The 13,589-nt window shown below is 45.4% G+C and carries 9 protein-coding genes and 1 tRNA gene; 7 read left to right on the forward strand and 3 right to left on the reverse strand.

Annotation, left to right across the window (positions count from 1 at the left end; genetic code table 11):
• Nucleotides 1-85 precede the first annotated feature (85 nt).
• Complete coding sequence (locus HXT45_RS01905; RefSeq protein ID WP_102704919.1) at nt 86-766, forward strand: GNAT family N-acetyltransferase; 681 nt, start codon at nt 86-88, stop codon at nt 764-766.
• A gap of 188 nt (nt 767-954) precedes the next feature.
• On the opposite strand, the gene HXT45_RS01910 is transcribed toward HXT45_RS01905, so the two are convergent.
• A complete protein-coding gene (locus HXT45_RS01910) occupies nt 955-2,358 on the reverse strand; it encodes an MFS transporter (RefSeq protein WP_102704921.1) in 1,404 nt (467 codons plus the stop codon).
• A gap of 422 nt (nt 2,359-2,780) precedes the next feature.
• Here HXT45_RS01910 and HXT45_RS01915 point away from each other — a divergent pair, with 422 nt between their 5' ends.
• From HXT45_RS01915 to HXT45_RS01935, 5 genes are all read left to right on the forward strand, one after another.
• On the forward strand, nt 2,781-2,954 hold the full coding sequence (locus HXT45_RS01915; RefSeq protein WP_020758154.1) for a hypothetical protein: 174 nt from the start codon (nt 2,781-2,783) through the stop codon (nt 2,952-2,954).
• A gap of 152 nt (nt 2,955-3,106) precedes the next feature.
• Nucleotides 3,107-5,062 carry a ribonuclease J gene (locus tag HXT45_RS01920; RefSeq protein WP_102705088.1) on the forward strand — a complete coding sequence of 652 codons (1,956 nt, stop codon included), beginning with the start codon at nt 3,107-3,109 and terminating at the stop codon, nt 5,060-5,062.
• Between the two features lie 114 nt (nt 5,063-5,176).
• Nucleotides 5,177-7,789 carry an aminopeptidase N gene (pepN, locus tag HXT45_RS01925; protein WP_421782071.1) on the forward strand — a complete coding sequence of 871 codons (2,613 nt, stop codon included), beginning with the start codon at nt 5,177-5,179 and terminating at the stop codon, nt 7,787-7,789.
• Between the two features lie 163 nt (nt 7,790-7,952).
• Nucleotides 7,953-9,533, forward strand: a complete 1,581-nt coding sequence (locus HXT45_RS01930; RefSeq protein ID WP_415697576.1) for an aminopeptidase P family protein — start codon at nt 7,953-7,955, stop codon at nt 9,531-9,533.
• Nucleotides 9,534-9,831: 298 nt separating this feature from the next.
• Nucleotides 9,832-10,728: a carbohydrate kinase family protein gene (locus HXT45_RS01935; RefSeq protein WP_004132728.1), complete on the forward strand. Its 897-nt coding sequence runs from the start codon at nt 9,832-9,834 to the stop codon at nt 10,726-10,728.
• A gap of 105 nt (nt 10,729-10,833) precedes the next feature.
• Here the strand turns inward: HXT45_RS01935 and HXT45_RS01940 are convergent.
• A tRNA-Ile gene (locus tag HXT45_RS01940) sits at nt 10,834-10,907 on the reverse strand.
• 147 nt (nt 10,908-11,054) lie between these two features.
• Entirely contained in the window at nt 11,055-11,771 is a 717-nt protein-coding gene (locus HXT45_RS01945; RefSeq protein ID WP_421782073.1) for an ECF transporter S component, read from the reverse strand.
• A 363-nt stretch (nt 11,772-12,134) separates the two neighbouring features.
• Between HXT45_RS01945 and HXT45_RS01950 the strand changes: the two genes are divergently transcribed.
• Nucleotides 12,135-13,589: a bifunctional folylpolyglutamate synthase/dihydrofolate synthase gene (locus tag HXT45_RS01950; RefSeq protein WP_115793777.1), complete on the forward strand. Its 1,455-nt coding sequence runs from the start codon at nt 12,135-12,137 to the stop codon at nt 13,587-13,589.

The following is a 13,589-nucleotide window of genomic DNA, read 5'->3' on the forward strand; positions in this document are numbered from 1 at the left end:
TCAACGTATTTGGTAATCTAAAAGTAGAGCATAAGCCGATTTAAGTTAGTAAAAGTAAAGTTAGTAAAAGTAAAAGAAGGACAAAATGACGGTTGAGTTTCGTCCAGTTAAAATTAACGACATTGACGCAATCGTAGAAGAATACGAGCGCACATGGGGGATTGCGAATGCTGTTGGAGCAGACGCTTCGCGCAATCTTTCTAGGCGATTCGTGCTGCACTATTTGGAGCCTTCTACTTACGGAACTGTTGCAACAATAAACGGCAAATTTATGGGGCTGCTTCTTGCGCGCGTGTACGGAGATAAAGTGCTGTTTAAGCAAGTTCAGAAGATGCTAGAAGAGCAAGAAGCAAAGATGTCTAGCAAAGACGATTCTTTGCACGTAAAAGCGCTGGATTCTGCGATTTCAATGGGTCAGATTGAGCGCAAGTTGGAGGCGATGAGCCATATAAACGACTTGACTCAGGCAGAGTTGGAGCTTTTTATTGTTTCTCCAGACGCTCGCGGGCACGGAGTCGGCGGCGGATTGTGGAAGCGCACAATGCAACATTTGCGTAGTCGCGGAGTGAATCGCTACTTTTTGCACACAGACACGGCTTGCGATGTTAGTTTCTACGATTATCACGGGCTTAGGCGAGATGCTACGTGGGCTAAAAAAGATCACGAAAAGTATGCGGATCGCGTAAAAGACCTTGTTGAGGATTTGTACATATATTCGGGCGAGCCGTTTGTAAACCGCGCCAGACGCACGCATCAGTCGCGTTGATTAACTCCGCTTTTTGTACCAAATTTGGCCAATCGTTCGCGCGGTCTAAGCGCGCGAACGTCTTCGCCGCGCAGAAGCAATGCTTCTGCCTTGAGCGGCTCAGCGCTCCGAATTGCCCTCGCACGCTACGCTCTAAGTGCTCAGGCAGGTCGTCGCGCGTACAAAATACGGAAGAATGCTTGCGCGTATTAGCTGCGCTTGCGCGTTACAATAATCCACCCAATTGACGCGATTGGAATCGCAACAAGCGTAGAAATCCACGGAACCATCATTCCGCCGTGCGAACTCCACGCGTCAATCGCAAAGCCTGCAACCATGGATCCAAGCGAAGCGCCAGTAGCCGATGCTGTTGGCAGCCAAGATAATCCTTCGGTAAGCGAATGCTCTGGAATCGTGTCTTTAACAATAAGGTTTCCAGTTGCAAAAATCGGCGAAACGCATAATCCACTTAAAAGCTCAAAAATGCTTAGAAGCACAAGTCTATCTATGTTAATGTTCATAAGAATAAAGCCAATGGTAAGCAGGCTTAGAAACACGATTAGATGAGACCAATTAGAACCGCGGAATTTATGCGAGCCAAAAATAACGGCTCCAACTAAAGACCCGCATGCAAACAGCGCAAGTTGCAAGCCGATCAGTTTGTCTAATCCTTGTGCGCGCATTGCTGCTGTAACAGATACGTCAAAGGCGCTAAAACTCATGTTAAAAACAAGGAACATAACAACAAGCGGTATAATTCCGCGGTATAGAAGCACGTTTTTTGACTTGTTTTTGCGATTTGTGTTCCTCAGCTGTTTTAGTGAAAGCCTATCTCTAAGATTTTTTGCGATTAGTTTCTTGCCATTTTTTGACGAGTCTTCCGCCGAGTCTTCCGATGTGCGGTAAGGGCCATTTTCCAGCGCAGCTCGCACATCTTCATCATTTGCGGGTGCGCTTTCTACTTGCACAATTTTAACAACCGCAGGTTGCGTGTTTTTAAGTGACAAGAACCATGCTCCGCCTAGTCCGCTTGCCAAAACTGGCACAAAAAGCTGAGATACAGGGTGAACGCTAGTGGCAAGCCACGCTGCAAGAATTGGTCCGAATATAAACACAATCTCGTCGATTCCAGATTCCAGCGCGTATGCAACGTTTAGCAGCGTGTCGTCAGTTTGACTTTTAAGAGTGTATGCCCAGCGAGTTCTAACAAGCGCGCCGAACGCAAATTGTGTAACACCCATTAAAATTGCAAGCGCAAACAGTATTGGCAAAGGTATGTGGAAAAGTGCGGCGGTTGCAAACGACAGCATGCAAACAACTTGCGCACTTAGGGCGATTACACCCACTTTTCGCTGGCCGAATCTATCAAAAAGCTTTGCATATAATGGCGTTACGGCTGCTTGCGATAGCACGTATGCGGCGCTCATAGTGCCTGCAATTGTCCAATTATTATAAATGTGGTTTAAGGCTAGAACAATTCCTAAGCCCATCATCGAAATAGGCAGCCTTGCTATTGCTCCAGATATGCAAAACGCTCGTGTTCCTTCAAAAGAGAACAATTTTGCGTAGTTTGACATAGGCGAAGACTTTTGCTGCGCCGATTGCGATGACATATTCACTTCCCTTAAATTTGTACGCGCTTAGCATGTTTAGCATGTTTAGCATGATTGATTTTTGAGTGTCTTTCTAGTCTACATTATGGCGTCAAAGTTTGCCGATGTTGTTTTGTTTTCCCGTGTTTGTACGTGTTTTGGGTCAAATGTGGTACAAAGTGCGGAAGGCAGGTCCTGTCGTTCGCACGGATTAGCCGTGCGAACGTCTTCGCCGCGCAGAAGCAGTGCTTCTGCTCTAAGCGGCTCAGCGAGTCGAAGTGATTTCTCGCGCATTATGCAGCTCGAAATCGTCGACTCGCACGCAGATTAGTCGCGTCTATTGCGATGTGATTGTTTTTACGATTTTTTGCGATTGTATATAGAGATTATCTTTTGAAGAAAAGTATTGTAGAATTAGAGATAATTGATTTTCTCTAATAAAAATGAGAAACAAGAATTTTAGAAGGTGCGTAATGTTTGGTTCACTTATTTGCTCGGCATCTGGATTTGCTAACATTCAATCAGGTTCTGCAATACTTGGCTCCATGATTTTTGCAATCGTGGTTGTTCTTGTTGGTATTGGAATTAAGATTTGGAAAAAATACGGCAAGCACTAGAGTGCATTAGAGTATTTGATTGCTAGAGCATTAGATTTAGCTTAATATTTTCGACTTTTATTTTTTACGGCATTTTTGTGATTGCCGCTTTTGTTGACGTGCGAAGTCGCAGTTTTGTAAATCCGTTGAGGCTTAACGCTACAATAGAGCAGATGAGTGATACAACGATGCAATCGACGGATGAGATTCTTGCAGAGATTGTAGACTCTGTAAAAATTCCTCAATCCTCAGATATAAACAATAAAAAGTCAACAAAAACTGTGAAAAAAGAAAATAAAACTACAAATAAAAATACAAAAACTAAAAAAACTAAAGACTCTGAATCGAATAAGGTGAGTAGGGCATCTAAAGGATTTAAGTCTCCTAAAAGCTCTAAAGCCACTTACAATGCGCTTCCGCCAGTGGTAAATGATCAGCGAGAGGGCGCGCTTGTTGCGCCTCCAAAGTATCGCAAGGGGTCAATGCGAATCGTTCCGCTTGGTGGATTGGGTGAAATTGGCCGAAATATGAACGTTATTGAATATAACGGCCATATTTTGCTTATAGATTGCGGAGTGCTTTTCCCAGAAGAAGAGCAGCCAGGCGTGGATCTGATTTTGCCAGACTTCCACTACATTCAAAACAGACTAGATAAAGTAGACGCGCTAGTTTTAACGCACGGCCACGAAGACCACATTGGCGGCGTGCCGTATTTGCTTAAAATGCGCCCAGATATTCCGCTAATCGGGTCTAAGCTAACTCTTGCGTTTGTTGAAGCAAAGTGCGAAGAACACAAGATTAAGCCAAAAACAATTCAAGTAGAAGGCCGCTCAAAGCTAAAAGTTGGCCCATACAATTTGGAGTTTATTAGCGTAACGCACTCGATTCCAGACGCTCTTGCTGTTTGTGTAAAAACGCCAGCGGGAACGATTATAGACACTGGAGATATTAAGCTAGATCAGCTTCCATTAGACCATAGAATCACCGATTTGGTTGAATTTGGAAAGCTTGGCGAGCAAGGAATTGACCTATTAATGGCAGACTCCACAAACGCTGAGGTTCCAGGATTTGTTAAGCCAGAAACTTCGATTGGCCCGGCTTTGGATCAAGCGTTTGCTAACGCATCGCGCAAGATAATCGTAGCAAGCTTCTCTAGCCACGTTCACCGCGTTCAGCAAGTGGTAGATGCTGCGCACAAGTATGGCAGAAAAGTGGTGTTTGTTGGGCGATCAATGGTTAGAAATATGTCGATTGCGGCCGATCTTGGCTACTTGCATATTCCAGAAAATACTGTTGTAGATTTAAAGCAAGCAAAAGATATTCAAGACGACAAGCTTGTGTATATGTGCACGGGGTCTCAAGGCGAGCCAATGGCAGCACTTGGGCGAATCGCAGACGGAATACACAAAGATATTACAGTTAACGAGTTCGATACCGTTATTCTTGCAAGCTCTCTAATTCCAGGAAACGAGCACGAAGTTTATAAGGTTATTAACAAGCTTGTGCAAATGGGCGCTCGCGTAATCAACAAAGACAATGCTGCAATCCACGTATCTGGTCATTGCAATGAGGGCGAGTTGCTCTATTTGTACAACATTGTTAAGCCAAAGTGCGCTATGCCAATCCACGGAGAACACAGGCATCTTGTTGCAAACGGTTTGATTGCTGTTAAAACGGGCGTGGATCCTAAGAATGTTGTTTTGGCAGAAGATGGCGATGTTGTGGATTTGTACCACGGAAACGCTGCTGTTGTTGGCTCTGTTCCATGCGGATACGTGTACGTTGACGGCGATTCCGTTGGCGAGCTTACAGACGAAGAGCTGGAAAAGCGCAGAATCCTTGGTACGGAAGGCTTTGTGTCTAGCTTTGTAGTAGTAAATACAGATAGCGCAGATGTTGTAGCAGGTCCTAAGATTTACTTGAATGCTGTTGCAGAAGACGAGTCTGATTTTGAAAAAGTTCGATCTCAAATTGTTTTCCAGCTTCAAGACGCTATGATGCATGGCGAGAAAGACACGCACAAGCTTCAGCAGATTATGCGAAGAACGCTTGGAAGTTGGATTGCGCGCGCGTTGCGTAGAAAGCCAATGATTGTGCCTGTTGTTGCGGATCTTGCGCAAAAGGATTAGTTTGCGATTAGTCAAGGACTAGTCAAGCGATAATAGCCACGTAAAAATCATAAATAAAGTAAAATCACCATAAATACACAAGTAGATACACAATAAACACAAAAGGGAGTTAATATGCCAGGAGCAAATCTTACTCGCGTAGAAGCTGCGGAGCGTTTTAGCGCTATCCAAATGCCAATTCACTACACTGTTGCACTCGATTTAGGCAAGGGTGGCCGCGACTTTAAGTCGCACACAAAAATTGAGTTTGGCGCAAAAGCTGGTGAAACAAGCTTCCTCGATTTGATTGCAAACAGCGTTGAATCCGTTGTGCTTAATGGCGAATCTCTTGACGTTTCTAAGGTTTTTGCAGATAGTCGCATCGAGCTTGCAAATTTGGCCGAGCACAACACAGTAGAAGTCGTAGCAAATTGCCAATATTCCAACACGGGCGAAGGATTGCATAGAAGCGTGGATCCTTCCGACGGCAACGTTTACCTTTATACGCAATTTGAAGTTCCAGACGCTCGCCGCGTTTACGCAGTGTTTGATCAGCCAGATTTGAAGGCTGTTTTTGACTTTAGTGTGGATGCTCCAGAAAGTTGGATTGTGACTTCCAACATGCCAGTTAAGAGCGAAACTGCGATTGAAGGCCGTAATACGGAAGACGGCACTTTGGAAAATGGCGTTGTAGAAGGCATGAAGCGCTGGGTGTTTGAGTCAACTCCAAAAATGAGCTCCTACTTAACTGCGATTTGCGCAGGTCCTTACGCGCAATGGCACACGTCTTACAACAATGAGGACGGCCGCGTAGTTCCAATGGCAATGTACTGCCGTCAAGCACTTAAAGACGCGTTTGCAAAAGACGTTGACTACTTATTTGACATTACAAAGAAGGGCTTTGCTTTCTATGCTAAGACTTGGGGAGTGCCATACCCATACGCAAAGTACGATCAGATTTACGTGCCAGAATACAACGCTGGAGCTATGGAAAACATTGGTATGGTTACGATTCGAGACCAGTACGTGTTTGAATCCAAAGTTACAGACGCTTATGCTGAGCGCCGCGTTGTAACAGTTTTGCACGAGCTTGCACACATGTGGTTTGGCGATTACGTAACAATGAAGTGGTGGAACGATCTTTGGCTTAACGAGTCTTTTGCCGAGTTTACGTCTACTCTTGCAACTGCTGAAGCAACCGAATGGCATGACGCTTGGAGCACTTTTAATTCTGGCGAGAAAAGTTGGGCGCTTAATCAAGATCAGCTTCCAACAACGCATCCAATCGTGGCTCCAATCAACGATTTGAACGACACTTCCGTTAACTTCGACGGCATTACTTATGCAAAGGGTGCTTCTGTATTGAAGCAACTCGTAGCGTATGTTGGACGCGAAAAGTTCTTTGAAGGAATTCACAACTACTTAAGCAAGCATGCTTATAGCAACGCAACTTTGGCTGATTTGTTGCACGAGTTAGAGCTTACAAGCGGACGCGATCTTAAGTCTTGGAGTGCGCAATGGCTTGAAAAGGCTGGAATTAACACGATTTCTACCGAAGTCGAAGAAGCTAGCGACGGCACTATTGCTTCTTTGCGCTTGCGTCAAAGCGCGCCAGTTGAGCATCCAGTTTTGCGTGCACATCGCTTGGCTGTTGGATTCTACAATGTGGACGAAGCAAGTGGCGAAATTGTGCGCACAAAGCGAATTGAACTAGATGTTGACGGCGAAGTGACGGAAGTGGCGGAAGCGCGCGGATTGCAAAGGCCTGCGCTTATTCTTGTAAACGACGACGACTTGACTTACACAAAGTTGCGTTTTGACGAAAAGTCGCTTGAATTTGCTGCAGAAAATCTCTACCGCTTTAAGGATTCTTTGACTCGCTCGCTTATTTGGCTTGCATTGTGGGATATGACTCGCGACGCAGAATTCCCAGCAGAGCGCTTTGTGGAACTTAGCCTTAAGGCCTTGGCAACAGAGCACGAATCAACTACTTTCCGCTATGCTCTTGGTCAAGTAAAGGTAACTGCAAGCCACTATGTTGTGCCTGAGCGCCAAGCGCAAGTTGCAAAGCATGTTGCTCACGAACTATGGCAGTTGGCTTTGGCAGCTAACGCAGGATCGGACGAGCAATTCCAGTTGCTAAAGGCTTATCTTGGATACGGCGAAGTTGGAGATAGTGAGTTTGTGCAAATCGCTAACGGATTGCTTGACGGTTCTGTGTGCTTAGAAGGTTTGGAAATCGACAACGACTTGCGTTGGAGCATTCTTATTGCTCTTGCAGGCGTGAACGCTTTGGACGAAGCTGGAATCGATGCGGAACTTAAAAAGCGCGATACTACCGAGAATCGCGAATATGCTTACCAAGCTCGTGCGGCTCGATCAACTGCAGAAGCTAAGGATTGGGCTTTCGAACAGGCTTTGCGTAATCTTGATTTAACTAATATGCAGATGGGTGCTGTTGTTGCTGGATTTGCAAGCACTGCTAAAGGTGATTTGGTTAAGCCTTATGTTGAGCGCTACTTTGCGGAAGTTGAGTGGATTTGGAAGAATCGCACATTCCACATGGCGGAAACTTTGATTGAAGGCTTGTATCCAAATTATGCGGATGTAGACGAATTAGTTGAGCGCGGGCAAAGCTGGCTTGATGAGCATAAGGATGCCGACCTTGCTTTGCGTCGCATGGTGCTCGGCAAGCTCGATTCTTCTCGACGCACGCTTAAAGTGCAGCATTACAACGCTTCGCTCTAGTTTTTTGCAATCAAATAGCAATTTTCAATGTACATTCCTAATAAGAAAATAGGGAAATGTAGATTGAATCTAAGCTGATTAAAGTTAGGTTGATTAAAGATTAAACTAATTAAAGTTAGGTTGATTAAAGATTAATTCAAGGAGTCGCAAGATGGCAGAAGATATGCATCAATCAACGCCAACAATACATGGCGAGCAACTAAACGCGGATGGCACGCAAAAAGCACAAGACCGCGTAAACAATCGATCTTTGCGACCAAACAGCGATTCCTTTAAAGAGTTTATGACTAGCGGCTGGGATAACCAGGAGCCTCAAATCGAACCGCTTGAATCGTCGAAATACACACCAGCGCGTCTAGAAGCGCTTGGCAAGCGATTCCCAGGCGAGCGCCTTGTTATTCCAGCAGGCCAGCCAAAAGTGCGAAATAACGATTGTGACTACGCTTTTAGGCCAGACACAACTTTCGCATATTACACTGGCTTGGGCCAGGATTACGAGGCAGGCGCTGTTCTTGTGCTTGAGCCAGTGCAAGCAGGCAGCGACGAGGAAGCAGCAGGCAAAACCCACATTCCTCAGCTTTTTGTGGCACCTCGCGCAGACAATAGCACTGCAGCATTCTATAAAGACCCACACTACGGCGAATACTGGGTTGGCCCTCGCGCAGGACTTAAAGAGCTTAAGGCTATGACTGGCATTGAAACGCGCGATATTGCCGAGCTTGACGACGCGATTGCAAAAAACGTTAGCGACGATAATAGCGCTGCCGAAAGCGTGCGCGTGCGAATTGTGCGCGAGTCGGATGCTGATCTAACTGCGCGCGTAGATGCTTTAAGAGAAGCGAGCGGATTTAGCGACGAAGATGCAAATATTGCTGCAGACGATAAGTTGCACGAAGTGGCTGCCGAAGCGCGAATGCTTAAAGACGCTTACGAGATTGGCGAAATGCGCAAAGCTGTTGCTGCTACAAAGTTAGGCTTTGAACGCATGCTTACGCGTTTGCCTCAAGCTTTGGGCAAGGAGCATTCTGAACGCATGATTGAAGGCGCTTTTAACTCCGTTGCTCGAGAAGTTGGAAACGAAGTTGGCTACGATACGATTGTTGCTTCTGGCAAGCACGCTCCAATTTTGCACTGGATGCGCAACACGGGCGTGGTTTCTAGCGGAGAACTTTTGCTTATTGACGCAGGCGTGGAAGTCAACAGCCTTTACACAGCAGATATTACGCGAACTTTCCCAACCAATGGCAAGTTTACGGATTTGCAAAAGAAGCTTTACCAGTGCGTTCTCGACGCTCAGCAAGCTGGTTTTGAGGCTGCTAAGCCAGGTGCTACCTACAGCGATATTCACCACGCTTGCATGCGCGTGCTTGCAGAGCATTTGCACGAGTGGGGCATTCTAAAAGTTAGCGTTGAGGAATCGCTTTCGCCGCAAGGTCAGCAGCATCGTCGCTGGCATGCGTGTGGTGTTGCTCACCACTTGGGTCTAGATGTTCACGATTGCGCTCAAGCTCGCTACGAGGCTTATCAGGGTGCGAAGATTACTCCAGGAATGATTTTCACGATCGAGCCTGGCTTGTACTTTGCTGCCAATGATCTTATGCTTCCGCCAGAAATGCGCGGAATCGGAATCCGCATTGAGGATGATGTTTTGATGACGGAGAATGGTCCTGAATGGCTTTCTATCGATATTCCTAAGCAAATCGAAGATGTTGAAGCTTGGATGGCTCAGCGCGCTGCTAAATAGTGTGCTGCTATCTAAACGGATTATCTAAGATTATCTAGGATTATCTAGGATTATTTAGAATCATCTAAGACTATCTAAATTAATTATCTAATCTTTACGCAATAATGTTGTTATAGCACTTAGTTGTTATAACAACATTACTTTATTGCGGTTTATGTGGCTTGTGTGCTGCATATGCTTTATATGTTTCATGCGTTTTATACATTTATGTGTTTTATGCATTTATGTGACTTGTTGCAATAAAGATGTTGATTAACGAGTCGCAGCCAAAATCATCGATACTCTCGAAAGGAATACAATGACTAAGCCAATCGTTCTTTCACTTGGAGAACTACTGTGGGATTTGCTTCCCCAAGGAAAACGAGTTGGAGGTGCTCCAGCGAATTTTGCGTATCACGCGCAATGTAATGGTGCAGAAAGCTACGTTATTAGTGCTGTTGGAGAAGATTCTCTTGGCAATGAACTTGTTGAAGAAGTTGAAAAAGCAGGAATTAAGCACGTTATTCAGCGCAATGCTTGGCCAACTAGTACGGTAGATGTTTCGCTTAGAAATGGCATTCCAGAGTACACGATTGTGCGAAACATTGCGTGGGATCATATTGTTTATACGCGCGAACTTGTGGATCTTGTTAGCAAAGCAGACGCGATTTGCTTTGGAACTCTTAGCTTAAGATCGCAAGAAACCCACGATACTGTTTTGGAGCTTTTAAAGCACGCAAAGCCAAACGCCATGAAGTTCTTCGACATAAACATTCGTAGCGATCATTATTCAAAGGATTTGATTGACGCTCTTCTTAAAGAGGCAACTGTTTTTAAGCTTAACGATTCCGAGCTGCTTCTTCTTAGAGATATGTTCAATATTCGCGAAACTTCCGACAATGAGGCTTGCAAATGGTTCCAAGCTCGCTATGGTTTGGATTACGTGATTTTGACTGGCGGATCTACTTTTAGCGCAATCTTTACTAAGAATGGCGAAAGCTCTACCTACCCAACTCCTCATGTGGAAGTTAACGATACGGTTGGCGCTGGAGACTCATTCTCTGGTACTTTTACTGCAAGGATTTTGGCTGGCGATTCGCTTAAAGACGCGCATCGTGCTGCAATCAACACTGCTGCGTACGTTTGCACTCAAGCAGGAGCGTGGCCAGAGTACCCAAGTGAAATCCCAGACTATCTTTCTAAAGCAGGACTGTAGGCTGCAAGAATATAAATAAAAGCTTCAACTTGTTAGATGAATTAGGTAATTCCTAGAATCAAACGAGTTGAAGCTTTTTTATACGCCATTAAGGCGATTATTTAGTGGGGCCTCAGGGGCTTGAACCCTGGACCGACGGATTATGAGTCCGTTGCTCTAACCGACTGAGCTAAAGCCCCACGCTAACAAAGTTAGCAACGACTAGATTAGCACACACCCATAAACGTTTAACACGCTGTTTAACACACTACGATTAACGTGTTGTTTAGCACGCAAAGCGCATGGGTGCGCGCAAGACAAGTCGCAAGCAGCTTTAGAGTAAATAGTTATGCTACTACTTCTTGGTCTCTTCCAGAAGCAAAATTGCTCAAAGCTCCAGTCTTACGAACTGCAACGAACAGAAGCCAAGGAACAATGCCTGCAATCACAAAGCCGCTTATAAGTTCGCAAATCATGTGAATTGTAAGATAGTTTGCGCTCTTGCCCTGGTAAACCACAAACATTAAGTAAATACCATATTCAAGAGCGGTAAGCGTGCCAGAAATTACGCTTAAAGTAAGATTGTACTTTTTGTAGCGAGCGATAGCAAAAGGAAGCTCGCTAAACACGGCTTGCAAAGCAGCAGAAGCTAAAACCATAAACGCAGAGAATTGCTGGCCAAGAATGTTCTCAAACACGGCGCCAACAACGTTTACGTAAATTGCAGCACCAGGCTTGCGGATTAAAAGAAGAGCAAGTGGGCCAGAAAGGTACCAAACGCCGTGCAAAATGCTGCCAAATCCAGGCAAAACAGTGCGCAAAATAGGGGAGATTTGGGAGAAGAACACAATGGTAAAGCCCCAGTAGATTATGCCAAACAAGGCGGCTAGAGCGGCGCCGAGCGATATATCTGCAACGCGCCATTTAAGACTTGCGATTGTTGTTGGTGCAGGATTTGCGTTTGCACGAGCCTTATCGGTTATTGGAGTTTCGGATTGTGCGGAGTATTGTGCGTTTTCTTCGCTTTGATTGTTTGCGGATTCGTTGCTTAGAATATCACTCATTAGTGTTCCTAACTATTGATTGCTGCGCATTGTAATTTCTTTGAGCGTTTCTCGACCTACGCAGCCTGGGCAGAAACGCCAACGTGTACTTTACCATTTAATCGCCACTAACACGCCTTTATGCGCTAGTTTTGTGCGATTTGTAACGTTTTTGATTATTGCAGAAATCTATAACGCGCTATAAAACCGATTATTCAACGCAAACGCTATCTCCGCTTTTTGTATCACGACACGCCGTAAATCAGGTACAAAAACACTACAGTTATTAATCTAGATAGTTGGAAAAATGAGCGAAACGTAAATCCGAAAACGTAAATCCGAAAACGTAAATCCGAAAACGTAAATCAAAAATGGGAGCACAAAATGTCGATGGAACATCCAAATCGCACCAATGAGCGAATTGTTGACGTTGAGCGAGATATTATGAGCCGCGCTCCAGAGCATAACAAGACAAATCTTGATTTAGATAGAATGCGCTTAATCCTCGATATTTTGGGGCATCCAGAGCAGTCTATGCACGTGATTCACATTACTGGCACAAACGGCAAAGGCTCCACGGCGCGCATGGCAGAGGCGATCTGCCGCGCGTACGGTTTGCGCACGGGTCTTTACACTTCGCCGCATTTGCAACGCGTAAATGAGCGAATTATGATTGACGGCCAAGAAATTAGCGATGACCAGTTTGTTGACGTGTTTGATCAAATGAAAGACATTATAAACATGGTTGACGCTCGCATGGATGCTGACGGCAAGCCGCGCATGAGCTTTTTTGAAGTGCTTACAGCTATGGCGATTTGGGCCTTTGCCGACGCTCCTGTAGACGTTGCTGTGATGGAAGTTGGCATGGGCGGCGAATGGGACGCCACTAATGTTATGAACGCGGATGCTGCGATTATTGGCCCTGTAGACATGGACCACATGCAATGGCTTGGAAACACGGTTGAAGAGATTGCGCGCACAAAGGCTGGCATTATTAAGCCAAATTGCACTGTGATTTTGGGGCCGCAGCCACACGAGTCGCAAGTTTTGCCGATTATTCAAGAGGTGGCAAATCGCAATAATGCCAAGCTTTTGTGTGACTTTAGTGACGGCAGCGGCGAACTAGAGGTTGTTTCGCGCACTCCAGCTGTTGGTGGTCAAGTTGCCACTTTGCGAACTCCAAATGGCACTTATGAAGATGTGCCGATTGATAAGTTTGGTGTGCATCAGTCGCATAATGCTTTGGCGGCGCTTGCCGCTGCGGAGGTTGTTCTTCCTGTAAATGGCGCTTTAGACGGCGATTTGGTTGCCGAGGCTTTGAGTCAAGTTAAGGTTCCTGGCCGAATTGAGCAAGTGCGCACTTCTCCAACGATTATTATTGACGGCGGCCACAATGTTAATGCTGCTGAGTCGCTTCGTAAAACAATCGAAGAAAACTATAATTTTGAGCAGCTCATTGGCGTTGTGGCAATGATGGCAGATAAGCAAGTTGAAGAATACTTGGGTGTGCTTGAGCCGATTTTAACTAAGATTATTGTTACGCGTAACTCTTGGCGAGACCGCGTTATGGACCCTAAAGATTTAGAGAAGATTGCGATTGGCGTGTTTGGTAAAGATCGCGTGATTCGCGTTGACGATCTTCCAGACGCTATTCAAACGGCAGTGAATCTTGTTGACGAAGATGATGAACTTGGAGTGGGGTATGGGCACGGAGTGCTGATTTGCGGCAGCTTTGTTACGGCAGGAGATGCGCGCACTATGCTGATTGAGCGCGTTAATCCAGACTTAAAGAAGCCAAAAGATCAACGCGCTAATATTCATCCAAATCTTGCGGAATGA

This window comes from Gardnerella sp. DNF01199S (genome assembly GCF_049244155.1).
In the GTDB taxonomy this organism is placed as follows: domain Bacteria; phylum Actinomycetota; class Actinomycetes; order Actinomycetales; family Bifidobacteriaceae; genus Bifidobacterium; species Bifidobacterium piotii.

Excerpts from the sequence above, each read along its gene's own strand:
- HXT45_RS01905 (WP_102704919.1), top strand. The coding sequence starts at position 86 with ATGACGGTTGAGTTTCGTCCAGTTAAAATTAACGACATTGACGCAATC.
- HXT45_RS01910 (WP_102704921.1), bottom strand. The coding sequence starts at position 2,358 with ATGTCATCGCAATCGGCGCAGCAAAAGTCTTCGCCTATGTCAAACTAC.
- HXT45_RS01915 (WP_020758154.1), top strand. The coding sequence starts at position 2,781 with ATGAGAAACAAGAATTTTAGAAGGTGCGTAATGTTTGGTTCACTTATT.
- HXT45_RS01920 (WP_102705088.1), top strand. The coding sequence starts at position 3,107 with ATGAGTGATACAACGATGCAATCGACGGATGAGATTCTTGCAGAGATT.
- pepN (WP_421782071.1), top strand. The coding sequence starts at position 5,177 with ATGCCAGGAGCAAATCTTACTCGCGTAGAAGCTGCGGAGCGTTTTAGC.
- HXT45_RS01930 (WP_415697576.1), top strand. The coding sequence starts at position 7,953 with ATGCATCAATCAACGCCAACAATACATGGCGAGCAACTAAACGCGGAT.
- HXT45_RS01935 (WP_004132728.1), top strand. The coding sequence starts at position 9,832 with ATGACTAAGCCAATCGTTCTTTCACTTGGAGAACTACTGTGGGATTTG.
- HXT45_RS01945 (WP_421782073.1), bottom strand. The coding sequence starts at position 11,771 with ATGAGTGATATTCTAAGCAACGAATCCGCAAACAATCAAAGCGAAGAA.
- HXT45_RS01950 (WP_115793777.1), top strand. The coding sequence starts at position 12,135 with ATGTCGATGGAACATCCAAATCGCACCAATGAGCGAATTGTTGACGTT.